General features: G+C 32.2%; 28 protein-coding genes, 2 tRNA genes and 1 other RNA gene. 20 read left to right on the top strand and 11 right to left on the bottom strand.

Annotated elements, in window-relative coordinates; translation table 11 throughout:
• Window positions 1-4: 4 nt before the first annotated feature.
• The gene (gene sodX / locus HA152_RS07765) at window positions 5-397 is read left to right on the top strand and encodes a nickel-type superoxide dismutase maturation protease (protein ID WP_209135841.1); all 393 of its coding nucleotides are present in this window, start codon (window positions 5-7) and stop codon (window positions 395-397) included.
• Here the strand turns inward: sodX and HA152_RS07770 are convergent.
• The 4 genes from HA152_RS07770 to HA152_RS07785 are packed head-to-tail and all read right to left on the bottom strand — an operon-like array spanning window position 356 to window position 4308.
• Window positions 356-1027: a hydantoin utilization protein A gene (locus tag HA152_RS07770; protein ID WP_209135263.1), complete on the bottom strand. Its 672-nt coding sequence runs from the start codon at window positions 1025-1027 to the stop codon at window positions 356-358. The two genes, sodX and HA152_RS07770, sit on opposite strands and share 42 nt — an antisense overlap.
• A 55-nt stretch (window positions 1028-1082) precedes the next feature.
• Window positions 1083-1970: an indole-3-glycerol phosphate synthase TrpC gene (gene trpC / locus HA152_RS07775; RefSeq protein WP_209135266.1), complete on the bottom strand. Its 888-nt coding sequence runs from the start codon at window positions 1968-1970 to the stop codon at window positions 1083-1085.
• A gap of 15 nt (window positions 1971-1985) precedes the next feature.
• On the bottom strand, window positions 1986-3425 hold the full coding sequence (lpdA, locus tag HA152_RS07780; protein ID WP_209135268.1) for a dihydrolipoyl dehydrogenase: 1440 nt from the start codon (window positions 3423-3425) through the stop codon (window positions 1986-1988).
• 7 nt (window positions 3426-3432) lie between these two features.
• Entirely contained in the window at window positions 3433-4308 is an 876-nt protein-coding gene (locus tag HA152_RS07785; protein ID WP_257470872.1) for a TrmH family RNA methyltransferase, read from the bottom strand.
• A 158-nt stretch (window positions 4309-4466) separates the two neighbouring features.
• Between HA152_RS07785 and murA the strand changes: the two genes are divergently transcribed.
• The 4 genes from murA (at window position 4467) to HA152_RS07805 (ending at window position 8876) form a co-directional block, all read left to right on the top strand.
• On the top strand, window positions 4467-5837 hold the full coding sequence (gene murA / locus HA152_RS07790; RefSeq protein ID WP_209135270.1) for a UDP-N-acetylglucosamine 1-carboxyvinyltransferase: 1371 nt from the start codon (window positions 4467-4469) through the stop codon (window positions 5835-5837).
• Between the two features lie 532 nt (window positions 5838-6369).
• Window positions 6370-6451 (top strand) — tRNA-Leu (locus tag HA152_RS07795).
• A gap of 5 nt (window positions 6452-6456) precedes the next feature.
• Window positions 6457-7632: an aspartate aminotransferase family protein gene (locus tag HA152_RS07800; RefSeq protein WP_209135271.1), complete on the top strand. Its 1176-nt coding sequence runs from the start codon at window positions 6457-6459 to the stop codon at window positions 7630-7632.
• An 11-nt stretch (window positions 7633-7643) separates the two neighbouring features.
• Window positions 7644-8876: a bifunctional folylpolyglutamate synthase/dihydrofolate synthase gene (locus HA152_RS07805; RefSeq protein WP_209135274.1), complete on the top strand. Its 1233-nt coding sequence runs from the start codon at window positions 7644-7646 to the stop codon at window positions 8874-8876.
• Here the strand turns inward: HA152_RS07805 and HA152_RS07810 are convergent.
• Complete coding sequence (locus tag HA152_RS07810; RefSeq protein ID WP_209135276.1) at window positions 8873-10225, bottom strand: FAD-binding oxidoreductase; 1353 nt, start codon at window positions 10223-10225, stop codon at window positions 8873-8875. The genes HA152_RS07805 and HA152_RS07810 overlap by 4 nt on opposite strands.
• Before the next feature lie 38 nt (window positions 10226-10263).
• Window positions 10264-11499, bottom strand: a complete 1236-nt coding sequence (locus HA152_RS07815; RefSeq protein ID WP_209135278.1) for an amidohydrolase family protein — start codon at window positions 11497-11499, stop codon at window positions 10264-10266.
• A 129-nt stretch (window positions 11500-11628) separates the two neighbouring features.
• Here HA152_RS07815 and HA152_RS07820 point away from each other — a divergent pair.
• From HA152_RS07820 to ftsZ, 6 genes are all read left to right on the top strand, one after another.
• Window positions 11629-11701 (top strand) — tRNA-His (locus HA152_RS07820).
• A gap of 72 nt (window positions 11702-11773) precedes the next feature.
• Entirely contained in the window at window positions 11774-13168 is a 1395-nt protein-coding gene (gene miaB, locus HA152_RS07825; protein ID WP_209135280.1) for a tRNA (N6-isopentenyl adenosine(37)-C2)-methylthiotransferase MiaB, read from the top strand.
• Window positions 13169-13179: 11 nt separating this feature from the next.
• Window positions 13180-14247: a D-alanine--D-alanine ligase family protein gene (locus HA152_RS07830; protein WP_209135281.1), complete on the top strand. Its 1068-nt coding sequence runs from the start codon at window positions 13180-13182 to the stop codon at window positions 14245-14247.
• A 10-nt stretch (window positions 14248-14257) separates the two neighbouring features.
• Window positions 14258-14668: a hypothetical protein gene (locus HA152_RS07835; RefSeq protein WP_209135282.1), complete on the top strand. Its 411-nt coding sequence runs from the start codon at window positions 14258-14260 to the stop codon at window positions 14666-14668.
• Window positions 14665-15390, top strand: coding sequence for a cell division protein FtsQ/DivIB (locus tag HA152_RS07840; RefSeq protein ID WP_209135283.1), 726 nt, complete (start codon window positions 14665-14667; stop codon window positions 15388-15390). The genes HA152_RS07835 and HA152_RS07840 overlap by 4 nt, the downstream gene beginning before the upstream one ends.
• Window positions 15391-15569: 179 nt before the next feature.
• Window positions 15570-16685, top strand: a complete 1116-nt coding sequence (gene ftsZ, locus HA152_RS07845; RefSeq protein ID WP_209135284.1) for a cell division protein FtsZ — start codon at window positions 15570-15572, stop codon at window positions 16683-16685.
• 12 nt (window positions 16686-16697) lie between these two features.
• Here the strand turns inward: ftsZ and ffs are convergent.
• Window positions 16698-16794: signal recognition particle sRNA small type (gene ffs / locus HA152_RS07850), an RNA gene on the bottom strand.
• A gap of 47 nt (window positions 16795-16841) precedes the next feature.
• Here ffs and panB point away from each other — a divergent pair.
• Both panB and HA152_RS10000 read left to right on the top strand, forming a co-directional pair.
• The gene (gene panB / locus HA152_RS07855; RefSeq protein ID WP_209135285.1) at window positions 16842-17615 is read left to right on the top strand and encodes a 3-methyl-2-oxobutanoate hydroxymethyltransferase; all 774 of its coding nucleotides are present in this window, start codon (window positions 16842-16844) and stop codon (window positions 17613-17615) included.
• Window positions 17616-17917: 302 nt separating this feature from the next.
• Window positions 17918-18130: a DUF3721 domain-containing protein gene (locus HA152_RS10000; RefSeq protein WP_245211235.1), complete on the top strand. Its 213-nt coding sequence runs from the start codon at window positions 17918-17920 to the stop codon at window positions 18128-18130.
• A gap of 172 nt (window positions 18131-18302) precedes the next feature.
• Here HA152_RS10000 and hemW read toward each other — a convergent pair whose 3' ends face one another.
• A complete protein-coding gene (gene hemW / locus HA152_RS07865; RefSeq protein WP_209135286.1) occupies window positions 18303-19526 on the bottom strand; it encodes a radical SAM family heme chaperone HemW in 1224 nt (407 codons plus the stop codon).
• Between the two features lie 96 nt (window positions 19527-19622).
• On the opposite strand from hemW, the gene HA152_RS07870 reads away from it, so the two are divergent.
• The 7 genes from HA152_RS07870 to HA152_RS07900 all read left to right on the top strand — a co-directional run bounded on the left by HA152_RS07870 (window position 19623) and on the right by HA152_RS07900 (window position 24687).
• Entirely contained in the window at window positions 19623-20732 is a 1110-nt protein-coding gene (locus HA152_RS07870) for a PIN/TRAM domain-containing protein (protein WP_209135288.1), read from the top strand.
• Between the two features lie 40 nt (window positions 20733-20772).
• A complete protein-coding gene (locus HA152_RS07875; RefSeq protein WP_209135290.1) occupies window positions 20773-21435 on the top strand; it encodes an ATP-dependent Clp protease proteolytic subunit in 663 nt (220 codons plus the stop codon).
• 24 nt (window positions 21436-21459) lie between these two features.
• Window positions 21460-22071: an ATP-dependent Clp protease proteolytic subunit gene (locus HA152_RS07880; RefSeq protein ID WP_209114457.1), complete on the top strand. Its 612-nt coding sequence runs from the start codon at window positions 21460-21462 to the stop codon at window positions 22069-22071.
• A gap of 110 nt (window positions 22072-22181) precedes the next feature.
• Window positions 22182-23171 carry a ketol-acid reductoisomerase gene (gene ilvC / locus HA152_RS07885; RefSeq protein ID WP_209135292.1) on the top strand — a complete coding sequence of 330 codons (990 nt, stop codon included), beginning with the start codon at window positions 22182-22184 and terminating at the stop codon, window positions 23169-23171.
• On the top strand, window positions 23159-24184 hold the full coding sequence (gene cbiB / locus HA152_RS07890; protein WP_209135295.1) for an adenosylcobinamide-phosphate synthase CbiB: 1026 nt from the start codon (window positions 23159-23161) through the stop codon (window positions 24182-24184). The genes ilvC and cbiB overlap by 13 nt, the downstream gene beginning before the upstream one ends.
• A gap of 42 nt (window positions 24185-24226) precedes the next feature.
• Entirely contained in the window at window positions 24227-24472 is a 246-nt protein-coding gene (locus HA152_RS07895) for a chlorophyll a/b-binding protein (protein WP_209135297.1), read from the top strand.
• A 2-nt stretch (window positions 24473-24474) separates the two neighbouring features.
• Window positions 24475-24687 carry a hypothetical protein gene (locus HA152_RS07900; RefSeq protein ID WP_209135299.1) on the top strand — a complete coding sequence of 71 codons (213 nt, stop codon included), beginning with the start codon at window positions 24475-24477 and terminating at the stop codon, window positions 24685-24687.
• A 308-nt stretch (window positions 24688-24995) separates the two neighbouring features.
• Here the strand turns inward: HA152_RS07900 and HA152_RS07905 are convergent, their stop codons facing one another.
• The 3 genes from HA152_RS07905 to HA152_RS07915 form a co-directional block, all read right to left on the bottom strand.
• On the bottom strand, window positions 24996-25241 hold the full coding sequence (locus tag HA152_RS07905) for a hypothetical protein (RefSeq protein ID WP_209135301.1): 246 nt from the start codon (window positions 25239-25241) through the stop codon (window positions 24996-24998).
• Window positions 25242-25295: 54 nt separating this feature from the next.
• Window positions 25296-25607: a hypothetical protein gene (locus tag HA152_RS07910; RefSeq protein WP_209135303.1), complete on the bottom strand. Its 312-nt coding sequence runs from the start codon at window positions 25605-25607 to the stop codon at window positions 25296-25298.
• Between the two features lie 136 nt (window positions 25608-25743).
• A complete protein-coding gene (locus HA152_RS07915) occupies window positions 25744-26019 on the bottom strand; it encodes an HU family DNA-binding protein (RefSeq protein ID WP_002806330.1) in 276 nt (91 codons plus the stop codon).
• Window positions 26020-26176: the final 157 nt, after the last annotated feature.

Below are 26176 nucleotides of genomic sequence, written 5' to 3' on the forward strand. Positions count from 1 at the left end.
AGTTATTTTCAAAAGTTTTTTTGATTTTATTTTATTTTTTTTAGGTTTAAGAAAAACCGCGATTATTAGTGGTGAATCAATGTTTCCTTACCTAAAAGAAGGTGACATTGTATTTTTTAAAAAATATAAAAAGAATAAATCAATACTTAAAAATCGACAAATAGTTATTTTTAATCATCCAATTAAAAATAAAAACCTAATAAAAAGGATAAATTCAGTAAATCAAAATAATGTTGAGGTTATTGGCGACAACATTGAATTTAGTGAAGATAGTAATAAATTTGGATTGATCAATAACGAAAAAATAATTGGGATTGTCACCTCTAAATTAATTATTCCTAAATTAAAAAATTTTTTAATTCAAAAAAACAGAAGCACTTCTTTGAATCCAAAATAATCCCAAAGAAAAGGAAAGCCCTCCTGCTACAGCTATTAATCTTTTGATAAATTTTTGACTTGCTTTAAAGGTAGTAAAAGATATTAAACAAGTAAAAAGATTCATACTTATGAGTGAACCAATCAAATATGAAATCAAATATAAGCAAGCGCTTGTTAAAGGTAGTGCTAAAGCAGGAAGAACTGCAAGAAAATGTGAACCTCCAGCTATACCGTGTAGCAAGCCTAAGCCCGTCAAAGCATGTGAGTGCTTATTATTATTTTTTTGTTCCTTAACATGAAAGTGAAAGTGACGATGGGCAATTCCATTCTCATGCTTATGGGAATGCGAGTGGATACTTAATTGAAAAGAATTTTTCATAGCAAATACTCCAACAATTAGAAGTGAAATTCCAACTAGGAATTCGGCAATACTAGAAAATTTGTTTAATGGCGTAATATCCTTAATAAAAATTGCTAGAAAAGCTAACAAAAGGACTCCTGAAGAATGTCCCAAGCCCCATGAGAAACTATTTTTAAGAGCTTTCTGGGGATTATTAATCGCTGCTGGTGCCATTGCAATTAAATGATCAGCGCCACTAACTACATGCACAAATCCTGCGACTATACCTGTTAAAATTACAGCCTGCATATATATTCAGTACAACTCTGTTTATTCAATTTTATAGCACGATTTGAAGTCAATATTAAATTGAGTTAAATAATTTCTTGAACGATTGTTCAATATCAGTTTCTCTCATAAAAGTTTCACCAATTAATACTCCCATGATTCCAATGGATCTAAGCGATTCTAAATCTTCGGCACAATTAATTCCAGATTCACTTATGGGAATAATATTTTGTTTTAAAAATATATCTGCATATGTATGCATCAATTCTTTTGATGTTTTTAAATCCGTTTTAAAAGTCTTTAAGTCCCTATTATTTATTCCAATCAAATTAAAAGATTTTAACTTTAGAATCCTTTCTAATTCATTAGAGTTATGGACTTCAACAAGAACACTCATCTTTAAATTATCAGCTATTTTCTTTAAATAAATTAAATCATCATCACTTAAAATCGCAGCGATTAATAATATTGCATCAGCACCAGATACCCTTGCTTTATAAATCTGATAAGCAGAAATAATAAAATCTTTGCAGAGTAGAGGGAGATTAGTTGATTTCCTTACAGTTTCTAGTATTTCATAACTACCTTGAAAAAACCTTTTATCAGTAAGTACTGAGATACATGATGCACCTAATCCTTCATAACAAATTGCTATGTTTTCAGGGTTAAAATCTTTTCTAATAACTCCTTTACTCGGACTAGCTTTTTTTATTTCAGCAATAACTCCTGGTTTTATTTTTGACTCCAAGATATTTTTGTAAAAATCTTTGGGAGTAGGAAGTTTTTCAATCTTTTTTATAAGATCTTCTAAAGAGACTATTTTTTTAAAATTCTTAATTTCAATGTCCTTATGCCATACAATTTCTTCCAAAATATTTTTTGCTTGTGCTTCTCTATGAGGTACAGCATATTCTAAATTCTCTACCCTTACTGTTGGATTTGGTGGCCTACGTCTTATCTCCATTAATTTTAGATACTATTATTTTATTTGAGAAGCCGCTTGTTTATATGCAACCTCAACTACTTCACTAAGAGTGGGATGAGTATGAACTTCTTTAGATAATTCAATGACATCTTGGTTCCTTGAAATAGCGTTCGAAATTTCTTGAATTAAATCAGCTGCATGTAACCCAAAAATATGTGCACCTAATACTTTTCCATTATCTTTATTGAAAATCAACTTTAGCAATCCATCACTTTCCAATTCAGCCAATGCTTTTGAATTAGCCTTAAAGAAACTTTTGACAACTCCCAAAGTAAAATTTTCTTTCGCAGATATCTCTTTAGCTTCAGCTTCAGAAAGACCAACTGAACTTATCTCAGGGTGAGTAAAGGTTGCTGCAGGGATACTTTTATAGTTAATTTCGACATTACCACCGCAAATATTATCAACAGCAATGGTACCCTGCGCTGCAGCTGTATGAGCAAGCATTAGTTTGCCTGTTACATCTCCAACCGCCCAAATGTTAGGTATTATTCCATCGCCATTCTTAACTCTCATTTGATCATCTACTGGAATAAACCCTTTTACTGTTTCGATCCCAACAGAATCAAGATTTAAGTTATTGCTATTAGGACTTCTACCAGTTGCAACAAGTACAGCGTCAACTTCTAAAGTTTCTACAACTTCCTTAGATTTTGCATCTGTCAGTTCTATTTTTACAGGACATCCAGGTGTTATTTTTGTCGCAAAGACATTTGATTTTGTGTCTATATCTCTTGCTTGAATAAGATTCTTCTTAGCGATTTTAGTGATGTCTGGGTCAAATGTTGGCATAATATTTTCCAAAGCCTCGATCATGGTAACTTCGCAACCAAGTGCTGTATAAACATCAGCAAATTCTAGTCCTATATATCCGCTTCCAATAATTGCTACCCATCTTGGAAGCCACTCAAGTTTAACTGCATAATCACTAGTAAATACAGTTCTATTATCCAAAGTTATTCCACGGGGCACAAAAGGAGAAGAACCAGTTGCTATAACAATATTCTTACATGTAAAGATTTTATCAATTCCGTTTTTATCTCTTACACCTACTTTTTGATTTCCTTCAATTCGGCCAATGCCCAAAATAATTTCAACTCCACTCCTTTTAAGAGTTTTTGTTAAATTTTCTCTAACATTTAAAACTAAATTATTTGCATGATCTGCAATTTTTGATCTCTCGAACCTTACTGGGGAAGCATGAATACCAAATTTAGCTAAATGTTCATAATCAGCTATTTCTCTAACTTTTCCACTTGCAGCCAAAAGAGCTTTAGAGGGAACACATCCCTTGTTAACACAAGTTCCTCCCATATCCGAAGATTCTACTATTGCAACTTTCAGTCCCTTACCAGCAGCATGTTTAGCGGCATCAAAACCTCCATATCCTGCTCCTATTACGATTAAATCGAAATCAAAACTTGAATCAGTCACTTTTTATTTATTTATTAGAGGTGTATGCGACTCTTTTTCGTTCTAGTAATAATGGAACTGCAACACAAGCCACATTCAATGATTCTACAAGCTCACTATGCGGAATTGTAATTGTTTCATTAAAAGCTTCTTGAATTTTTTTATGAATACCTTGACCTTCATTACCCAAGATTAATGCTGTACGTTTAGACCAATCAACTTCCCAGTAAGGTTTTGAAGGTTTTTTTGAACTTTTAGTATGGCTACTAGTAGAGAAAATCTTAAATCCTACATTTGATAATTCAGATAAAGACTTAAGTAAAGAATTTAATATTTCTTCTTCAGTTCCATCAAATCTTAAATATGGCAGATGAAAAACTGCTCCTGAGGATGCCCTTAATACCTTTTGGCCTAATGGGTGCGCACCTCCAACTAAAAAAACTGTATCAACACCAGCAGCTAAAGCAGTTCTAAAAAGATTACCCATATTCCCAGGATCTTGAATCCTATCGAGTACAAGAACAAAATCATCTTTTCTATTAAATTTATAATTAGGTATTTCTGAAACCTTTACTAAGGCTGCTATCCCATCTGGATTAATTGTTGAAATCGCAGATGCTAAGACTTCCTCTGAAACAATATTTATGAATGACTGATGAAATTTTTTGCTTAGATTTTGATTTTTTATTAGCCATTTTTCGGTAACTAAAATCTTAGAAGGATTTTTCCCAGACTTCAGCAACTCTTCAATGAGATGTGTACCCTCTATGCAAAAAAAGTCTTGATCTTTTGGAGATGATCCTCTTTTAAATGATCTAAATCTTTTAACTAGATTATTGTTTTTACTAGTTATTTTTAAAAAAGTATTTTCTATGAGTAATTTGAAAAATTCGTTTTCAACCATATTGTAATTACATAAAGATTTTGATCAATTATTTATTAAAGTTTTATTTCCCAAAATATCAAAAAAACATTTTCACTTTTAATTAATATTCGTGACGTTACATAGGGTGGACTTAATATTATTAGTTTGTCATGATGAACCTAATAAATTAAGTCTTAATGATTTGCGGAAGCAAAACGAAGTCATATCTTAAATCGCAAAATTTAAAGATTCTTGGCCAAGGCAAGTTAAATGGAATAGTTAAGATAAGTGGTGCGAAAAATTCCGCCTTAGTTTTATTAGCCTCATCATTGCTAACTAATGAAAAAATAATTCTTGAAAATGTACCTTTTCTAACTGATATTGAAAAAATGGGCAATATCCTAAAAAATTTAGGAATGAATTTAGTTCATAAAAACAACAAACTAGAAATAGATCCGACAACTATTTCGATTAAAGAACTTCCATATGAACTTGTTAAAGGATTAAGAGCTAGTTTCTTTTGTATAGGTGCACTATTAACTAAATTTGGAGAAGCTCAAGTGCCCTTACCAGGTGGATGCAATATTGGTTCAAGGCCAATAGACGAGCACATTAATGGACTAATCGCATTAGGAGCAGACATAATTATTGAAGAGGGAATTGTCAAGGCAAAAATAAGGGATAACAAAAATAGACTTTATGGCACTCATATTAAATTAAAGTGTCCAAGTGTAGGTGCGACTGAAACTTTAATAATGGCAGCATCTTTAGCTAAAGGAAGAACTACTATTGAAAATGCTGCTAGAGAACCTGAAGTTCAAGATTTATGCCAAATGCTTAATAAAATGGGGGCAAAAATTTATGACTCCGGTAAAGAAACAATAATTATTGATGGTGTTAATAAGCTAGGCGGTTGTACCCATAGAGTAATTCCAGACCGAATAGAAGCTGGAACTTTTCTAATAGCTGCTGCTGCAACTTCCTCTTCAATAACAATTTCTCCAGTAATCCCTCATCATCTTGAGGCTGTTACTAATAAGCTTCAAGAGAGTGGGAGTAAAATAACAATTAAAGGTAATTCTATTTCTATCAAGAGTAAAGAGATTAAAGGAGTAGATATTGAAACAGCTCCTTTTCCAGGCTTCCCTACTGATTTGCAGGCACCATTTACAGCTCTAATGACAATCGCAAATGGTGAATCAAAGATAACCGAAACAATTTTCGAAAACAGAATGAATCATATTTATTTACTTAATGAAATGGGCGCCCGTATAAAACTAAACAAAAATGTAGCTCACATCAAAGGTGTTAAATCAATTAGTGGGATGAATCTAGTTGGCTCAGATTTAAGGTCATCAGCTGCATTAATAATTGCAGGAATCATCGCAAAAGGTAGTAGCAAGATCTTTGGATTAGAACATCTTGATAGAGGTTATGAGAATTTTGAATTAAAACTAAAAAATCTAGGTATTACAATAATTAGAGAGGCTAATGAAAGCACTTTTGAGGAGAATAGATATAAAATCGAACCTAAATCAAAGAATTTATCAAAACTCGAAGCAGCTTAATATTTTCCAAAAATATTTTTAAAGATTATGAAGGTGATTCAAACGTAAGCGATATTGATTAGTGAAATACAACCCAAAAATAATATGGACAACACTAGAAAGCGATTAGACCAATTTTTATTTAAACCATTAAATTTGAATTCGTTCATGCCCAAGTTCCGCTATTAGATCCGAATGTTGTCAGTATGGTCACTGCAATAAAAAGATAAGGGACAAACTTAAATGATAATTTTTTAGCTTGAGTTTTAGACATTTGTTTTTTTATCAAATATAACACAATATTACTAATCATGAAGCTATCTCCTTTTAAAAAAGACTTTTAAGGGTATTAAATCACAAAAATGTATCATAAATGTTTAAATTTTCTTTTTTTACATTATTTCTTGTCAGCAAATGCAATAAATAATTCTATGTTTCTATCGAAAAGATTAACTATTAACAAACGTTATCTTGATAACTGTTCCTTGGCCAAAACAATAGTCAATAAGTTGATTTTTGTTATAATAAAAAAGTTCATTTTTTCAAAAGCCTTGGGAGCGTGGTGGAATTGGTAGACGCACCGCACTCAAAATGCGGCACCTTCGGGTATGTCGGTTCAAGTCCGACCGCTCCCACTTTGATGAATACCTATAGTCGATTCGATATATCTTTTAAAAAAGGAAAAGGTTGTTGGCTATGGGACAAAACAGGTAAGAGGTATCTAGATGCAGTCGCTGGTATAGCAACTTGTAGTCTTGGACATAGCGACAGAGTTTTAAGAAGAAGGTTATCAACTCAACTAAAAAAGATTCAGCACATTTCTAATCTCTACAACATTGAAGAACAAGAACAATTAAGCAAAACTTTAACGAATATGAGTTGTGCTAAAAGCGTCTTCTTCTGCAATAGTGGTGCTGAAGCAAATGAATCAGCAATTAAATTAATTAAAAAATATGGTAATACAACAAATAAAGGTAAAGAATCAATTATTCTCGCAGCAGAATCCAGCTTTCATGGAAGGACGCTTGCAGCCTTGAGTGCCACTGGACAGCCCAAATATCAAAAAGGTTTCAAACCAATGATTCAAGGGTTCAAATTTTTTAAATTTAATAATTTTGATTCTGTAAAAAAATTATTTGAAGAGTGTGAAAATAATGATCAAAAAATTTCAGGCGTTTTAGTTGAACCAATACAAGGAGAAGGCGGCGTAATTCCTGGAAGTAAAATATTTTTTAAAAGCCTGAGAGAAATATGTGATAAATATAATTCTCTTCTCATTTTAGATGAGGTCCAAAGTGGAGTAGGTCGAACTGGGAAAATGTGGGGTTATGAAAATTTAGGAATTGAACCAGATGGATTCACCCTCGCTAAAGGATTAGGAGGAGGTCATGCAATTGGAGCATTATTGGTAAAAGAAAAAGCCAACATTTTTTCTCCAGGAGATCATGCAAGCACTTTTGGAGGGAACCCATTTGCCTGTAAAGCTGCCCTAACTGTATTAGAAGAAATAAATAGAAGAAATATTATCAATAATGTTTATCTAAGAGGGGAACAATTAAGTGCTGGGTTTGAAGAATTGTCAAAAAAATTTCCGAATATTATTATTGGGAAAAGAGGTTTAGGTTTAATTCAAGGTCTTGTGATCAATGATGATTATGCTGATGCAAAAAAAATTACATTAAAAGCTTTTGATAAAGGATTACTGGTAGTTCCTGCAGGAGGAAATGTTGTAAGGATTGTCCCACCATTAGTTATATCTCGAAGAGAAATTAATATTCTTTTGGATAAGCTAAATTCAATTTTTGAAGAGTTGTAGCAATTTAAATTTTGAAAAATGCAAATTTAAAAATTTTTGAATTATTTTCTCCTAAATATGAAAGGGATAATATCAAGTTAGGTTTATCAAGAATTAAAAAAGTACTTCAAGAACTTGGTAATCCTTGCAAGAATATCCCTGCTATACATATTATTGGAACCAATGGAAAAGGATCAATCGCGGCATATTTAGAAAGTATACTTTTTGAAGCTAAAAAGAATTTCGGTGTGACGACATCTCCTCATCTTTTGGATGTCTGCGAGAGGATTAGAGTTAATAAAAAAAATATTAATAAAACTGATTTTGAAAAAATCTATAGATTAATAGAAAAAAAATTTTTAACATTTGAATTAACTCCTTTTGAAAAAATCATTTGCTGCGCACTAACTTTTTTTGACCATAAAAAAGTTGAATTACTCATTCTTGAAGCAGGCTTAGGGGGAAGATTAGACGCGACAACAGCCCATAAATTTAGACCAATCATTGCTATTGGGAATATTGGCTTAGACCATAAAGAATTTCTTGGAGATACTATTGAAAAAATTGCCGAAGAAAAATTAGCAGTCATTGAAAAAAACTCAATTGTCATCTCATGCAATCAAAATAGTCAAGTTGAAAATTTAATAACCAAAAAAGTTAAAGAGGTAGGAGCAGAAATTATTTGGAAAGATTCAATTTCAAACAGCTATGAGCTTGGATTAAAAGGAATTTTTCAAAAGCAAAATGCTTCGGTAGCTGTTGGAGCAATTGAAGCACTGAATAATTTGGGATTTAATATAAAAGAAAAATACATATCTGAAGGTCTTAAAAAGACAACTTGGAACGGAAGGCTAGAAATAATAAATTATTTCAACAAAGAAATTCTCGTGGATTGTGCGCATAATTATCCTGCTGCAAAAGCACTCTCTAATGAGCGAAGCAATTGGGAGAATGAAGATAAAGGAATTTATTGGATTTTAGGTGTCCAAAGACAAAAAGATATTTACGCAATATTAAAAACACTTCTAAAGAAAAATGATCGCTTATTACTTGTGCCAGTTCCAAACCAACCTAGTTGGCAATTAAATGATCTCTCTCAGATTAAAGAAATTGACTTTCAAAAAACAATTGAATTTAAAACATTTGAACTTGCCATTGAGTATTTATTTTCCCTAGAAAAATGGCCACCTAATCATCCTGTTCTAACAGGTTCTATTTTTTTAGTTGCTGAATTTATTAAATTTGTTAATAAAGAAAAATGTTAAATTTTAAATTGTTCTTTTACTTCCCAACCTTCCAATTTCCCTGGATTTAATAGCCCTTTAGGATCAAATCTTAATTTCGCTTTTACTTGATCTGCATCCACAACTCCGAGACCTCCGCCTTCAACTGTTAAAACATGAGGATTAAAAATAAAAGCACCAAGTTTCTTGCAATCTTCCATTATTTCATTTAATTCTTCTGCCCCATTCCACTTTAATACAGGCAAAGCCGCTAATCGCTGTGATCCTTGTTGAGAAACTGCCTCTAAATGCCAAAGAACTTTTTTACCCCATTTTTTTCTAAAAAAATTAATTAATTCTAGTTCATTATTAAGTGGCAAAAGCATCTGTAAATACGTCCAATTTTTATCTCTAGACCTCATATGAAGAGTTGTATGATTCCATACGACTTCAGAAATTCCATTAGCGAGCTTTTCTTCTTCCCCAAGTAGGGCGGATTCAACTTTAAATTTTTTACAAATTAGCTCGATGGTTTTTATTCCATCAAGCGTAGATTGAATTAATATCTTGTGACTTCTAGATTTACTTTTAAACCATTTTGGCATTTGATCTACAATTTCTTCTTCAAGAATTGCTCCTAATTTCAGATTAATTGCTGCGCTAGTAAGAGTTTTTAATATTTCTATTGTTTTTTCAAATTCAATACAGTCGATAACTAATGAATACCACTTACGTTTGATATCAGTAGCAAGTAATAAAGAAGTAATTATTCCATTAGTCCCATAAGCATGATTTAGAGGTTCGGATTCTTCAGCATCAAATTTTAATAATTCAGGTTTTTCATTCATCGTTACTGCCTCTAGACCTATAAGATTTCCTGGATCTCTTAAAAATCCCCACCTAATGGAACCAATACCTCCAGATCCACCTGCAATAAAACCTCCAATTGTTGCAGTTTTCCAAGTACTAGGAAGTAACCTCAATTCCCTCCCATATTTCTCTAATTGTTTATTCAAATCTCCCATAACACAGCCAGACTGTACTTTTACAAAGCCTGTATCTGGATCAAATTCTTCTAACTTATTAAATTGACTCATCTGCATTACTACTCCTTTAAATAATGGGACAGCTTGTCCATAATTACCTGTACCTGAACCCCTTAAAGTAAGTGGGATAGATAATTCCCAACAAATTTCTGCTACTTCCTTTACCGCTTTGTGATCACTAGGTCTTACCACTAAATCAGCAATACATTCATCTAATTTTTCAGTAAGAATTGGAGAGTAGTTATAAAAATCTTTTGAAAGTCTTTTTACATCTGATTTATTTTCAATGATCTCTAAGTTTTTGACTTCTCTAAATTTGTCTATAAATTTAAGTTTTGATATCATTAATAAAAATTTTTATGCTTTGTATATAAATTAGCCAATTAGCAATATAAATCGCCATTTATAAATACTTTTCTCTTTAAATTGAACGAAAAAACATCTGCCCATCTTTGTGCATCTAAAATCACAAAATCAGCAGGACAACCTTTTTTAATTAAACCATCCCATTTTAAATTTAATAATCTGCTTGGAGCTAAAAAAATAGAAGATAGAGTCATTCTCTCCCAGGGATTTAGCTGAAGCATAGGCATCGAGCAAGACAACGTATAAAAAGGGTCAAAATTACCAAATGGGTACCAAGGGTCTTGAACATTATCACTACCAAGAGATACGTCCACATGTGATTTTTGTAATTGCTTTATTGGCGCAACTGGTCTTTTTAATGAAGTAGTTTTATTACTTCGATTAAGAAGCCAAAAATTTGTTAGGGGTAACGCAATAACCTTAATATTTTTCTCAGCCATTTTTTCCCCTAAATTTAAAATCTCTCTATTACTGAGAGAAATAAGACTACTCAAATGACTACAAGTGATCGGAATACTATTAATATTTAAATTTTCGATTGTTTCTAATAAAACTTTTATTCCAGCTCCAGGTTCAATAATTGATTCATCTATATGCAAATCAATTTCTAATTTATAGTTACTCGCTAGAAGAAGCATCTTTGCTAGAAATTTTCTTGTATCTTTTTTATTGAAAGGGGGTACAATAACACCGCCTAAAATGCCTCCATTAGAAGAAAATATTTTTGCCAAATCTTTTCCATCTGTTGTATCCCAGAATTCCAATGGAGCAAGAGCAACGTATTGTAAAGTCAACTCAGATGAAAATTTTTTTTGTAATTTAAAAAGTTCAATCCAAATATCAATAGATTGACCTTTGTATGTATCAATATGGCTTCTAATTGCTCGGTATCCATTTTGTATGGCAAGTTTTAATGATTTCTCAACTCTTTCAAGAACCTTATCTGTAGTTCTAGTTTTATGTTCTTCAAGATTTACTGATAATGCTCCTCCATAGTTTGATTCCAGATTAGGAAAGTCTGCCCATGTAAAAGATTTATCAAAATGCGAATGCGTTTCAACAAATCTTGGGAATAAAATATTTTTTGGTTTTGTAATTTTATTTTTTAAAGGCTTTAACTCAGAAACAAATCCATCCTCCCAACTGATAGAAACTGAACATAAATCCTCTACATCGATAATGAGGTTATCTAGATCTTCTATTAAGCAAAGGCTTCTAGGAATAAGAACCTCAGCTGTCCTGAAATTACTCAAATTTTTAAATTTTCTTTTATTTTAAATCATAAGAAAACTTTACTGAATTAGAAAATAATTCAAATTTCTCTAAAAGATAAAAATAACTATGAAAAATTACCCTTGAGTTGTTAAATTTATAAATGTGAGGCGGGCGTCGCCAAGTGGTTAAGGCAGCGGCTTGTGGCGCCGCTATTCGGGGGTTCGAATCCCCTCGCTCGCCCTCAAAAATATTGCAGCAAAATTATTTAACTTGTAATTTTGAATTAATGAATCATAAAAAATTCCTAGCAAAGTGCTAACAAAAACAAAATCAGACGAAAAAAAAACTCAAAAGAATTCAACTACCGGCAGTTATTGGATAACCACATTTGGATGCCAAATGAATAAGGCTGATTCTGAGAGAATGGCTGGGACATTAGAGAAAATGGGATACACCAGAGCAGATAATGAATTAAATGCGGATTTGGTCTTGTACAATACATGTACTATTAGAGATAATGCAGAGCAAAAAGTTTATAGCTTTCTAGGAAGACAAGCAAAAAGAAAGCACAAAACACCTAGCTTAAAACTTGTTGTTGCAGGTTGTCTTGCTCAGCAAGAAGGAGAATCCTTACTAAGGAGAGTCCCAGAACTTGACCTAGTAATGGGCCCCCAACATGTAAATAACCTTGAGAATCTTCTGGGGAAAGTTGATTTAGGAAATCAAGTTGCTGCTACAGAAGAAACCTTCATTTCTGAAGACATAACAAGTGCCAGAAGAGAAAGCTCTATTTGTGGCTGGGTTAATATCATCTATGGATGTAATGAAAGATGTTCATATTGTGTAGTACCGTCTGTCAGAGGAAAAGAACAATCAAGATATCCAAATGCGATAAAAAGTGAGATCCAAAAATTAGCTGATGATAATTTTAAAGAAATTACTCTTTTGGGTCAGAACATTGATGCTTATGGTAGAGACCTTCCAGGGACAACAAAAGAGGGGAGAAAAGAGAATACCCTAACTGATCTTTTGTATTATATTCATGATGTTAAAGGAATTCGCAGAATAAGATTTGCTACTAGTCATCCAAGATATTTTTCAAAAAGGTTGATTCAAGCTTGTTATGAACTTGATAAAGTCTGTGAACATTTCCATATCCCCTTCCAAAGTGGAAATGATGAAATTTTGAAGCAAATGTCTAGAGGATATTCAATTAAAAAGTATAAAAATATTATCGAGAACATAAGGTCATTAATGCCAGATGCATCAATCACTGCTGACGCGATAGTTGCTTTTCCAGGAGAAACCGAACAACAATATCAAGATACATTAAAGCTAATATCAGAAATCGGCTTTGATCAGGTGAATACAGCAGCATACTCTCCAAGACCAAATACGCCTGCAGCAGTTTGGACGAATCAACTTTCGGAAGAGGTAAAAAAAGCTAGATTAAAGGAAATTAATGATTTGGTCGAGAAAACTGCTAGGAGTAGAAATCAAAGATATATCAATAATATCGAAAGCATTTTGATTGAGGGTTTAAATCCAAAAAATTCCTCTCAAATCATGGGTAGAACTAGAACAAATAGATTAACTTTCGTAGAGATTCCAAAAAACATTAACTTTAATTTTTCGTTGGGAGATGAGATAAATGTCAAAATAAATGAAGCAAGACCTTTCTCTTTAACAGGAGAACTTTCTTTATAAATTTTTTTTAAATGATCGGGGGACAGAAAAAATGTATTGGGTTAATATTTGGCGGGCATTCCAATGAACATGAAGTATCGATATCCTCTGCAAAAACAGTTTTTCAAGCATTTAATGCAAAAATTAATAAAGAACGCTTTATTGTTAAAACCTTTTACATAAACAAAAATGGAGATTGGCTTGATAGTGAAATTTCAGAAAAAATCCTAATTGGTGAAATTGAAAACTATAAAACAAAAAAACAAGAAATTTTTAATCAAGAAAAAATTAACTTCCTTGACGGAATTGAATTTCAAAATATTGATGTTTGGTTTCCTCTTTTACATGGATTTAATGGTGAAGACGGATCAATTCATGGCTTAATTAGATTTACAAAGAAACCTTTAGTCGGGTGCGGAATTATTGGCTCTGCACTTGGAATGGATAAAATATTGATGAAAACAATTTTCTCAAATCTTAAACTTCCACAAGTTAAATATCTTGTTTTTCAAAATGAAGATCTAAATGATAAGCAAGTAAAAAATAAAATAATTAATGAAATTTTAAAAAAATTAAAATTTCCTGTTTTTGTTAAACCATCGAACTCTGGATCATCTCTTGGCATCTCTAAAGTCAAAAATGAATCGGAAATATTACTAGCATTAGAAAAGGCTCGGGAAATAGATCCAAGAATCTTAATAGAGGAAGGTTTAGAGGTAAGAGAGATTGAATGCGGGATAATTGGGAATTCAAAACTCTTAACCTCTGAGATAGGCGAGGTAAATTACAAAAGTGATTGGTATGATTACGATTCAAAATATAAATCAAAAAATAAAATAATTATCCCAGCCGAAATAGATTCTAAAATCAAAAAAGAAATTAAAGAAATTGCTATTAAAAGTTGTAGAGCACTAAATATTTTCGGTTTTGCAAGAGTAGATTTCTTTTTAGAAAAATCTTCAAATAAAATTTTACTAAATGAAATAAATACAATCCCTGGTTTTACAAAAAACAGTATGTTTCCAATGCTTTGGGAAGCTTCAGGTTTAAAAATTGAACAACTTGTGGCTAAACTAGTAGAAATATCTTTAGATTTGTAATTTAAATCAAATGTTGCATGGACTACTTTGGTTACCATTACTTTTAATCTTCATTTTATTAACTGCACTTGGATGGTTAGAAAGAAGAAGGCAAAATCTTTTTAGAAGTTGGGCTAGTGATTCTGAACTGTGCAAGTTGGATAGCTCATGTGCAGCGTCTTTAAAAAATGGGGAGTTAAAGTGGAGTGCATTTGAAGCCGGTAAATTTGAAGAAAAAGATTGTTTTACGATCAAGAAACTGGAATTAGTTGAATTAATGGCACTAACTTCAGGTGAAGCTCCTCTAACGAGTGAATCTCAAGGTAAGTGTAGGTTGAGATTAGTAGGGGATGGAAAAGAGATGGATGTACCATTTTCAGATGCAGAGCAAGCGAGAGAATGGATGGACCAACTGATGGAAAAAGCTCGATGTGATTTGTGAAAAACAAAAAAGGAATCAAAAATAGAAGCTTTTTTTTTCTAATTTCATTTTTATTTTTAACAAGCTTATTAAGCACAAAAACACTTAAAAAAGTTGATACTCAGGATATTAGGGTTTCTGGTAGTGAATTATTTTCGCAAAATGATGTGATAAAAAATTCATCTTTAAATTTTCCTATCCGATTAATTTTTGTTGAAACTAATTTGCTAGAAAAAGAGTTAAAACAAAATTTATCTCTCAAGAATGTTTCGGTAAGTAGAGAACTATTTCCTTTTGGTTTGAAAGTTCATATTAATTCAAGAACTCCAATAGCTTACGGTGAGAGAATATTAAACGACGAAAAAATTTTAGGCTTCATTGATAAAGATGGAATTTTTATAAAAAAACAAAATGTGGATGAAAAAAATTTGAATAAATTAACCATAAAAGTTTTTGGGTGGAAAGAAAAATTTAAAAAAATATTATCTGAAATTTTTATTGCTATAGATAATTATGAATTAGATATAGTTAACATAACTTTTTCATCCGATGGGTTTCTAACTGTTGAGGAAAAAGATTTAAAAACAATATTCTTAGGATTTAAGCCAAATTTAATCAACAATCAATTTCAAAAAATCAATTATCTTAAAAATGAATTTAAGAAAAATAGCTTTTCCAAAAAAATAGATAATATTGATCTTACTAATCCAGATAAACCAAAAATAAAAGTGTTCAAACCCTAATATTTGAAAAAGGATTTTGAGTAATTTTTTTTAATTATTGTAGTGTTGATATGGGTTTTGCATTCAAAACAAAATATTTAATAAATAAATATTTTTAGGATTTTCCTCAACAAATTCCTACATATGAGCGCAGTAAGTTCATAATGCACCCAATACTAGTAAAAGATTCCTATTAAGAGATGAGCTTCGGTAACAATCCAAACTTTGATCAATCGAGAGAAATCCTTCCAAGCCAAAACGCCAAAATAGAAGTTATTGGTGTAGGTGGTGGTGGCAGTAATGCAGTCAATAGAATGATAAATAGTGATTTAGATGGTGTTTCATTTAGAGTCCTCAATACCGATGCACAAGCTCTACTACAATCTTCTGCAGAAAGTAGAGTTCAACTTGGACAAAACCTCACTAGAGGTTTAGGTGCAGGTGGGAATCCAAGTATTGGACAAAAAGCAGCCGAAGAATCCAAAGAAGAGCTTCAACAAGCTTTAGAGGGATCTGATTTAGTTTTTATAGCCGCTGGAATGGGTGGAGGAACTGGTACTGGTGCTGCTCCCGTTGTTGCAGAAGTAGCCAAACAAAGTGGGGCGCTTACAGTAGGTATAGTAACCAAACCATTTTCTTTTGAAGGGAAAAGAAGAATGCGTCAAGCAGAGGAGGGGATCGCAAGACTAGCTGAAAACGTTGATACTCTTATAGTTATTCCAAATGACCGATTAAAAGACGTTATAGCAGGAGCTCCTCTTCAAGAAGCATTTAGGAATGCTGATGATGTTCTGAGGATGGGAGTCAAAGGTATTAGTGACATAATTACTTGCCCGGGATTAGTTAATGTTGATTTTGCAGACGTTAGATCAGTTATGACTGAGGCTGGCACTGCACTTCTCGGCATAGGTATAGGTTCAGGAAGATCGAGAGCTATAGAGGCAGCACAGGCAGCAATGAATAGTCCTTTATTAGAAGCAGCAAGAATTGACGGAGCTAAAGGCTGCGTTATAAATATTACTGGAGGCAAAGACATGACTTTAGAAGACATGACTTCTGCATCTGAAATTATTTATGATGTTGTTGATCAAGAAGCGAATATTATTGTTGGTGCGGTAGTCGATGAGGCAATGGAAGGGGAGATACAAGTTACTGTAATTGCTACAGGATTTGAAACAACCCAACCATTAAACCAGCAAAGAATAAAAAACAGATTATCTAATCAACCCTTATATAATTATTCCGAAAATAAAGAATCAGGAGCTAGTATTCCTGAATTTTTGAGATTAAGGCAAAATAAAAAAGATATAGGTTAAAAGGTAAAATAGAGTGACTCGGTTATCTCGCCTGCCTCAAGCATCCCTTGTGGCTGCTACCTTCCGGTCCTGACCAGGTTTAGGCGTTAAAACCGCGAAAGGCCGAGTCAAAATAATACTAGCAATTCTTGATTAAAAAAGATACATAAATTTATTATGTTACCTTCAGACCTTGTTAATTATAAAAAAAAATCTCGCAAAATCATTGCACTAACTGCATGGGACTCCATATCAGGCTCTATTGCAGAACAAGCAAATGTTGATCTCGTACTAGTAGGTGACTCATTAGCAATGGTCTGCTTAGGATACAAATCGACATTGCCAATAACTTTAGAAAACATAATTTATCATACTAATGCTGTTTCAAGAGGATTTAAGAAAAAAATTGAGGAACAACCTCTAGTCGTTTCAGATATGCCTTTTCTGACTTACCAATGCGGTGAGGATAGGGCTGTTGAGTATGCAGGGAAAATCATTCAGAGCACTTATGCAAAAGCTGTAAAAGTGGAAGGAGCTGAACCAGAAATACAAAAAGTTATTTCTAGATTAATAAGAATGGGAATCCCTGTTATGGGTCATATAGGTCTTACACCACAAAGCTATCTAAATATTGGATTAAGAAAACAAGGTGAAAGCTTAGCAAGCCAAGAAAAAATTAAGAAAGAGGCTTCAATTCTTGAAGAATTAGGATGTTTTTCAATAGTTCTTGAACATATTCCTGATTTGCTTGCTAAGGAAATACAAAATTCATTAACAATTCCCACAATAGGTATCGGCGCAGGTAATTATTGCGATGGTCAAGTAAGAGTTACTGCAGATTTGTTAGGCCTCAATGATGATCAACCCCCATTTTGCCAACCAATTATCCAAGGAAAGAAATTATTTAAGGATAAATTAAAAGAATGGGTAGACTCTCAAAGACTTAACTAATAAACCCCATTTTTTCATAAAGTCTAATTCCTTAAGAACATAGTAATTCCAAAGGTTTAGTAGAATATATATTATCTTTTAATCATTTCATTTTCTTCTATTTTTGATATTTAAAAATAAGTTTGTATAGTTTGCAATAACTAATAAAAGCAAAAGGAATGTATTAGTAGTCATTTAAAAAGAGAGTCGTTATAACCTTTAATTTAGATCTACTGTCAATCGATGGATTTTTGTTTCAAAATTTATTTTTTACAAATTACAAAAGATATTTAAGACTATATTCCTTTGTTAGTAAATTGATTTTGAAAAACTCTATTTCTCTAATTCCTTTTCTTTCGTTGATAATTATTGCATTGGGATGTACTAATACAACAGAAGAAAATGAAATGAAAATGCCAATGTTATTTGATAACAGAGAACAGGCAGAAAAAGAAGCAAATAAATTTGGTTGCAAAGGAGCTCATCAAATGGGGAATAAATGGATGCCATGTAGTATGCACAAACATAATCATTAAAACGAGTGTTTATTCTCTCCAATTTATATCAACTAAGAATTATTTTTTTTGCCGAGATTTGCTTCTCCTTTTGTTAAAGAAGTTTTTGAGGGAATTTATTTTATTATCTGTAATTCCCATAAAACAAATGATAGAGATAGTTTTATCTATGACAAAATAGGTATGGTTAATCTTAGTTAATCTCATCCCACCACTTAAACATAGAAACAAGAACTTGATTACTAAGTTCCATACCATCAGGCTCACTTAAAAAGAATCTATTCCCCTTTCTTACTAGTAGTCCACTTTCAAGAAATCTTTCCCATTCTTCAACCAATTTACTGAAGTTGCTTTCAAATTTTTTGTTTTCCCAGTTTTGTTCTTTAAATACTTCTTTAATATCTACACCCTCTTTGAGTCTTAATCCCAACATTATTTTCTCATCAAGTTCTTTATAAACAAACTCCTTATTTGTCAGGGATGAATCTAAAATAATTTCGTCTTGTCTAGTTACCCATTCTTTATATTCTTTACTAACTCTTGGTCGAGTAAACTTTTCCCCCCAAGGTGAACTAGTAGAACCTTGACCAAAACTCCACCAGCCTAAACCGCTCCAATAAACTCTATTATGTCTCGATTGATGTCGCGGAAGGCAATAGTTTGATATTTCATATCTTGAATACCCTGAGTTTTTTAAAATTAAATGGGTTGATTCACTATTTCTAAAAGCCTCTTCATCACTTGGGAGTTTTAATTTTCCTAAATTAACTAATTTTTTAAAAACAGTTCCATTTTCAATATTTAAATCGTAAATAGATAGATGCGGTGGTGAAAATGTTAATGCTTTTTTTAAGTCACCTTGCCATTCTTTAAATCCACTAAGTGGCAAGTTTTGAATTAAATCTAAACTCCAGCTTTTTATTAACCCAGAATCATAAACTCTTTTCAACCATAAACAAGATTTTTCTGCATCTTCTTTCAAATGACGCCTTCCCGACTTTTGAAGTATCTGATTATTAAAACTTTGTACTCCGAGACTAAATCTATTTATCCCAGCATTTATGAATCCAAAAAGATCATCTTGAGTAAAACTAGCTGGATCAACCTCCATAGTGATTTCAGCACCATAGTCAATTCCATAATTTTTTTTAAAAAGATCAATTAATTCTTTGATTTGGGTTGGATCTAAAATTGATGGTGTACCACCCCCTACATAAATTGTCGATAAAGGTGATTTATGCTCAATTGACAATATTTCTTTATATAAAAATTGCAAATACTCTTGAACAGTTTTGCTTCCATAACCTTTTAAAGTTTCAACATTGTTTCCTAATGGAATAACTGCAAAATCACAATAAAAACACCTTCTGTGGCAAAAAGGAATGTGCACATAAGCACTTCTTGGAAACTTATTCATAATCTAAATTCATTTTTAAGCTTCAAAAAAGTATTAAGGATCGAAAAAAATAAAGTCCTTATTTACTCAATTAATAAATCCTAGTAGATTATAGATATGACAGATATCTTAGTATTAATTTTATTTGTATTGTCTGGAGCTGCCTCAGGCTGGCTTGGTGTTGATTTATTGCCAGTAGACATTCTCAAACAGATATCTAATGTAGAAGGTTTTAGAATTGTTTTAGCAATAATTGGTTTTTTTGTAGGATTAGCAGCTGGTTTTGTATTTCTTCAACTTAGAAAGACGTTTCTTAATCAAATAAGAACAATGCCTACAGACTTACTAATAAGTAGGTCCGTTGGATTAATTTTAGGATTACTAGTTGCGAATCTCCTACTTGCTCCAATACTATTAATCCCCTTCCCTAGAGAGGTTTTTTTCGCAAAACCTTTAGCAGCCGTATTAAGCAACATTTTCTTTGGTGTGCTTGGTTATAAGTTGGCAGATACCCATGGAAGGACATTATTGAGATTATTCAACCCAAATAATACTGATGCATATCTAGTCAATGAAGGAATCCTCCCTGCCGCAAGTCCAAAAATTCTAGATACTAGCGTAATTATTGATGGAAGAATCAATGGCCTATTAAGTTGCGGCTTACTAGAAGGGCAATTAATTGTTGCTCAAAGTGTAATTGATGAATTACAAACTTTAGCTGACTCAAGCAGTAATGAAAAAAGGTCGAAGGGTAGAAGAGGTCTCAAGTTATTAAAAGAATTAAGAGATTTATATGGGAGAAGACTTGTAATAAACCCAACAAAGTATGAAGGTAATGGGGTAGATGAAAAACTCTTGAAAATTACTGAGGATATGACAGGAACTTTAATTACGGCTGATTATAATCTTTCTCAGATTGCTGAAGTTAAAGAATTAAAAGTTATGAATTTGAGTGATTTGGTTATTGCTTTAAGGCCAGAAGTACAACCAGGAGAATCACTTAATATAAAAATCGTGAGAGAAGGTAAAGAAAAAATGCAAGGTATTGGATATTTAGATGACGGCACAATGGTTGTAATTGATGAGGCAAAGAATTTTGTGGGAAGCAGATTAGACATTGTTATCACAGGAGCATTACAAACTCCCACTGGAAGAATGGTCTTTGGAAAACTAATAAATAATCCTGAGTCAAACAAATCTTTTAAATCACCAGCGACACAGGGCTAAATCTAGCTAGAATCAGTTCAATCTTAATTTTGTGATACAAATGACTGTATCTGCTCCTTATTACGGCGAAAACACCGTTATGAGGACCCCACCACCCGATCTCCCCTCTCTTTTGCTGAAAGAGCGAATTGTTTATCTTGGTTTACCATTATTCTCAGATGATGATGCAAAAAGACAACTAGGGATGGATGTTACTGAGTTAATCATTGCTCAACTTCTTTATCTAGAGTTTGAGGATCAAGAAAAACCAATCTATTTCTATATCAATTCAACTGGGACAAGTTGGTACACCGGTGACGCAGTTGGTTTTGAAACAGAAGCTTTCGCTATCTGCGATACAATAAGCTACATTAAGCCCCCAGTACACACAATATGTATCGGACAAGCAATGGGCACTGCTGCAGTTATTCTCTCGTCTGGCACTAAGGGTCAAAGAGCCGCTCTTCCACATGCTTCCATTGTTTTGCATCAACCTATAAGCGGAGCAAGAGGTCAGGCAACTGATATCCAAATAAGAGCTGAGGAAGTTTTGAAAAACAAAAAATCAATGCTGGAGATTTTATCACGTAATACTGGAAAGACTATTGAAGAACTCTCAAAAGACTCTGACAGGATGAGTTATCTCAACCCCCAAGAAGCACTAGATTATGGAGTTATCGATAGAATACTCACAAGTCAAAAAGATTTACCAAGTAAAATTTAACACTCACAAAACTATTTTAAAATCATGCCAATAGGAACTCCAAGTGTGCCTTACAGACTTCCCGGAAGTCAATACGAAAGATGGGTTGACATATATACAAGACTAGGTGTTGAAAGAATTCTTTTTCTTGGACAAGAAGTGAATGATGGTATTGCTAATAGCCTTGTTGCACAAATGCTTTATTTAGATTCTGATGATAATTCCAAACCTATCTATCTTTATATAAATAGCCCAGGAGGATCAGTAACTGCTGGCTTGGCTATATATGACACTATTAAATACGTAAAAAGTGATGTAGTAACCATCTGCGTAGGCCTCGCAGCCTCCATGGGAGCGTTCCTATTAGCCGCTGGGACAAAAGGCAAAAGAGTTGCTTTGCCTCATAGCAGAATAATGATTCATCAACCCTTGGGAGGGACATCTCAACGTCAAGCAAGTGATATTGAAATAGAAGCTAAGGAAATTTTAAGAATTAAAGATATGTTAAATATGTCTATGGCAGATATGACAGGCCAATCATTTGAGAAAATTGAAAAGGATACTGATAGAGATTATTTTCTAAGTGCGGAAGAAGCAAAAAATTATGGCTTAATCGATAGAGTTATATCACATCCAAGCGAAGCAAATCAGTCTTAAATTTTCTAAATTAATATTTTAATTTTAATTTTTAAATTAATAATTTTTTTGGTTTATTTACACCTTAATGTCTAAAATAATAACTATCTAATGCAAAGAAGCTACAACTAATGACCCAACTCTTTTACGACACCGATGCAGATCTAAGTCTTTTAAATAATAAAACAATAGCGATTATTGGATATGGTTCACAAGGTCATGCACATGCCCTTAACCTTAAAGATAGCGGTATGGATGTAATTGTTGGATTATATAAAGGAAGTAAGTCTGAAAGCAAAGCTATTAGCGATGGTCTACAAGTATTTAGTGTTTCTGAAGCTTGCGAAAAAGCAGACTGGATTATGATTCTCCTCCCAGATGAGTTTCAGAAAGATGTTTACCTTAAAGAAATAGAACCAAACTTAAAAGAAGGAAAGATATTAAGCTTTGCTCATGGCTTCAATATAAGATTCGGACTTATCAAACCTCCTAGTTTTGTGGATGTTGTAATGATTGCTCCAAAAGGACCAGGACACACTGTTCGTTGGGAATATCAGAATGGTCAAGGAGTTCCAGCGTTGTTTGCAGTAGAGCAGGATTCTTCCGGAAGTGCAAGATCATTGGCTATGGCTTACGCTAAAGGGATTGGCGGAACGAGAGCAGGAATTCTTGAAACAAACTTCAAAGAAGAGACAGAAACTGATTTATTTGGCGAACAAGCAGTTTTGTGCGGAGGATTATCAGAACTCGTCAAATCAGGCTTCGAAACTCTTGTAGAGGCAGGATATCAGCCCGAACTTGCTTACTTCGAATGCTTACATGAAGTTAAACTTATTGTTGATTTAATGGTGAAGGGAGGCTTATCTCAAATGAGAGATTCTATTTCAAATACTGCAGAATATGGGGATTATGTAAGTGGTAAAAGACTTATCAATAATGATACAAAGAAAGAAATGCAAAAAATTCTAAAGGATATTCAAGATGGAACTTTCGCTAAGAATTTTGTGGAAGAATGCGATAAAAACAAACCCTTAATGACAAAATTAAGAGAAGAAAACTCAAAACATGAAATTGAGAAAGTGGGTAAAGGTCTGCGCTCGATGTTCAGTTGGCTGAAATAAATTTATTTTTAATATTTCTTGGATCGATTGGTTTTGATTTATTGATCGGCGATCCAAGATTTTTAATCCACCCTGTTCAAGTAATTGGCTTTTACATAAAAAAAATATCTGATTACCTAATAAATAATTTTGGAGAAAATAAAAAAATATTGTTTTGGGGTGGTTTCTTCGTAGCTATATCCACTATTGGAATGAGTTTTGGTTTAGGAAAATTGATAGAACTAAGTTATGTGCAATCAAGAAATCATTTTTTTGTTGGATTGTTAATTTTTTTTGGACTTTCAAGTTGTATTGCGACAAAGGGACTAATTTCAAGTGTAAAAGAGATTGCAGAGCTTATAGAACGCAAGGAAATTAATAATCAAAATAAGAAAATAATCAAAGAGAAGGTACAAAGAATAGTAAGTAGGGATGTAAGGTCATCTTCTCTAAAACATCTCTTGAGATCAAGTACCGAAAGCCTTACCGAAAATTCTGTTGATGGAATATTTGGACCATTATTTTGGATTTTTATTGGAATTATTTTTATGAATTTTTCAATTTTTCTACCAGGACCTTTGTCACTTGGTTTTTCTTATAAAGCCATAAGTACTTTAGATTCAATGATAGGTTACAAATATGATTATTTTAAATATTTGGGTTTTTTCAGTGCAAAAATAGAAGATATTTTTACATTTGTTCCTTCAAGATTAGTTTTAATCACTTTACCTTTAGTTAGCTCCAAAGTTAACGAGTATGTATCAATCATAAAAAAAAGTTATCTTGATGGTAAAAAATATGATTCGCCTAATGCTGGGATTTCAGAAGCTATATATGCCTATATTTCTGGTATTAAATTGGGTGGTAAAAGTAAATATAAAAATGAAATTATTAAAAAGCCCATAATTAATGAGACTGGAGATAATTGCACTGAAGAAAAAATCAAATTAATTTGTAAACTAATTACGAGATTACAATTTTTATGGATAATAATTTTTACCTTAATTTTTTTTATAATATCGAGTTTAATTTAATAATAAATTAGTTTAAAAATTATTAGAATAAATCTAAAATCAATGCAAGAAAACGGCTCTTCAATGGAAAATCAAAATGATGCTATTAGTAATACATCATCAAGTGATAATGAATACTCAAAATGGGTAGACAATCAGGGGGATGAAGTTAAGAATGTTTTTGGATTCAATAGCAGTGCTGAGCTTGTGAATGGTAGAGCAGCTATGATTGGATTCTTAATGCTCATATTAACTGAGTTGGTTTTAAGCGGCAGGCCTGTGACTTCTTCAATTTTTGGTATCAATTAAAAATGGAAGAAAAAAAATCTAATCCAATAAAAGCAATCCTATACATATCTTTATGGGTAATAATTTGGGGAACATTAGGCTCTTTAATTGATTATCCTCTTTATAAAAATAAAATTTACTTAGAAGGAAGCATATATCAGTATCTTACTTTCACAATTACAGCGATAATATCAATAATAAGTGCAAAGTTTTTTTATAAAAAATTTGATTTATAAAAATTTGTACCTAAATTTTTTAATAATTTTAGCTGGTTCTTTTTTGTCATTTGACTCGTAAAGTATCCACTGATGTGTCTCAGTATCATGATCACAACCATAATTTCCAGATATGTTATTGTAATTTGAAAGATATGAATGACAATTTTGGTCAGCCTCAAAAGCAGAGTCATAACTTGTTAGGAAATATATCAAAAACAGAAGGATTACTAACAAAAGAAATGATTGAAAAACTAAATTTACTACCTTCATAAGAATTTCTAAAATTTAAATATATCATTTTAAAAATTTTTTCGATCTAAAAATATTTAACGACCAACATTAAAAACAAAGTCACGGAATTCTTGATTCTTTAAATAAAAGATAACTAGCAATATTAAAATCAAATTTAAACCTAATACTATTGATCCAAAGATATTTATTTGTTTTTTACCTGGCAAAGTGTACGTAAATTTCTTGCCCTTAAGAAAAGCTGCTAAGCCTTTTTTTTCTTTTTTTGATTCCTTTATTACAGCATCATTTTTAACTTCATTATCAGAGAAACCTTTTACCATTAAAACTTAAAATCCAAATTTATAATATTCCAAAAAAATAAAATTTTTTAATAATTAACAATTTTTAATCACATATGGGATCGTAAATGAAATTTTTTCATTTGAGAAATTTTTTAAAAAATAAACTTCAATAATTGCTGACTGCAGCCCCAATAAACTTGATTGACATTTGAACCTATTTTGGTCAAATACAAATAGTTGAAGTTTTTCTATTTCAGAAACCAACTCGTTACAAACTTGGGCTTGAGAATCTTTAGTACAATAGCCTGCTTCTTTTAAAATCTTGGATTTTGTTGGTATTGTTTCTGCTATGGCAAAATTAGATAAAAACAAAAATTTTAGTAAAAAAAAAGTTAAATATTTCATTACTTCTTAAGACTTCAAAATTTGAGATACCTTGTTAATAGATTGGTCATTTAGCTATTTTCATTTTACAGAAATTAAAAAAAAAGATGCTCTAAAAGAGCACCTTGACATTAAAAGAAGAAATAGATTAAAAAGATTACCCTTGAACTCTATCCTTAAAAAGTTTACCTGCAGAAAATGTTGGAACTCTTTTAGCAGGTATTGCTATTTTTTCGCCTGTCTTAGGGTTTAATCCCTGTCTTGCAGAACGATCTCTTGGCTCGAATGAACCAAATCCTAGTAAGGAGACTTTTTTGCCTTCCACTACTGAATCAACAATAGTTTCAATAGCTGCATCAACAACTAAAGAAACATCAGTTTTTGTGAGCTCTGTACGAGCAGCAACAAGGTTTACTAAATCAGCTTTGTTCATTGAATTGTTTATAAAGCAGAGATTTAAAGACAAGTGTTTTAAGCAAGCCTAAAAACCTCGAACTTGCATATCATATGGAGCAAATACAAATACGGCAACCGAAAATGCCGGCGGCGCAAAGCTTTATACAAATATTAGGGACATTTTTAGCTACAGG

Source organism: Prochlorococcus marinus XMU1412, from assembly GCF_017696315.1.
Taxonomy (GTDB): Bacteria; Cyanobacteriota; Cyanobacteriia; order PCC-6307; family Cyanobiaceae; genus Prochlorococcus_A; species Prochlorococcus_A marinus_AF.

Excerpts from the sequence above, each read along its gene's own strand:
- HA152_RS07800 (WP_209135271.1), top strand. The coding sequence starts at position 6,457 with ATGAATACCTATAGTCGATTCGATATATCTTTTAAAAAAGGAAAAGGT.
- HA152_RS07785 (WP_257470872.1), bottom strand. The coding sequence starts at position 4,308 with ATGGTTGAAAACGAATTTTTCAAATTACTCATAGAAAATACTTTTTTA.
- HA152_RS07870 (WP_209135288.1), top strand. The coding sequence starts at position 19,623 with ATGACAGATATCTTAGTATTAATTTTATTTGTATTGTCTGGAGCTGCC.
- HA152_RS07905 (WP_209135301.1), bottom strand. The coding sequence starts at position 25,241 with ATGGTAAAAGGTTTCTCTGATAATGAAGTTAAAAATGATGCTGTAATA.
- HA152_RS07770 (WP_209135263.1), bottom strand. The coding sequence starts at position 1,027 with ATGCAGGCTGTAATTTTAACAGGTATAGTCGCAGGATTTGTGCATGTA.
- trpC (WP_209135266.1), bottom strand. The coding sequence starts at position 1,970 with ATGGAGATAAGACGTAGGCCACCAAATCCAACAGTAAGGGTAGAGAAT.
- murA (WP_209135270.1), top strand. The coding sequence starts at position 4,467 with ATGATTTGCGGAAGCAAAACGAAGTCATATCTTAAATCGCAAAATTTA.
- HA152_RS07895 (WP_209135297.1), top strand. The coding sequence starts at position 24,227 with ATGCAAGAAAACGGCTCTTCAATGGAAAATCAAAATGATGCTATTAGT.
- HA152_RS07910 (WP_209135303.1), bottom strand. The coding sequence starts at position 25,607 with ATGAAATATTTAACTTTTTTTTTACTAAAATTTTTGTTTTTATCTAAT.
- HA152_RS07835 (WP_209135282.1), top strand. The coding sequence starts at position 14,258 with ATGTTGCATGGACTACTTTGGTTACCATTACTTTTAATCTTCATTTTA.
- HA152_RS07875 (WP_209135290.1), top strand. The coding sequence starts at position 20,773 with ATGACTGTATCTGCTCCTTATTACGGCGAAAACACCGTTATGAGGACC.
- ilvC (WP_209135292.1), top strand. The coding sequence starts at position 22,182 with ATGACCCAACTCTTTTACGACACCGATGCAGATCTAAGTCTTTTAAAT.
- HA152_RS07915 (WP_002806330.1), bottom strand. The coding sequence starts at position 26,019 with ATGAACAAAGCTGATTTAGTAAACCTTGTTGCTGCTCGTACAGAGCTC.
- hemW (WP_209135286.1), bottom strand. The coding sequence starts at position 19,526 with ATGAATAAGTTTCCAAGAAGTGCTTATGTGCACATTCCTTTTTGCCAC.
- HA152_RS07880 (WP_209114457.1), top strand. The coding sequence starts at position 21,460 with ATGCCAATAGGAACTCCAAGTGTGCCTTACAGACTTCCCGGAAGTCAA.
- HA152_RS07830 (WP_209135281.1), top strand. The coding sequence starts at position 13,180 with ATGATCGGGGGACAGAAAAAATGTATTGGGTTAATATTTGGCGGGCAT.
- HA152_RS07810 (WP_209135276.1), bottom strand. The coding sequence starts at position 10,225 with ATGATATCAAAACTTAAATTTATAGACAAATTTAGAGAAGTCAAAAAC.
- panB (WP_209135285.1), top strand. The coding sequence starts at position 16,842 with ATGTTACCTTCAGACCTTGTTAATTATAAAAAAAAATCTCGCAAAATC.
- HA152_RS07900 (WP_209135299.1), top strand. The coding sequence starts at position 24,475 with ATGGAAGAAAAAAAATCTAATCCAATAAAAGCAATCCTATACATATCT.
- ftsZ (WP_209135284.1), top strand. The coding sequence starts at position 15,570 with ATGAGCTTCGGTAACAATCCAAACTTTGATCAATCGAGAGAAATCCTT.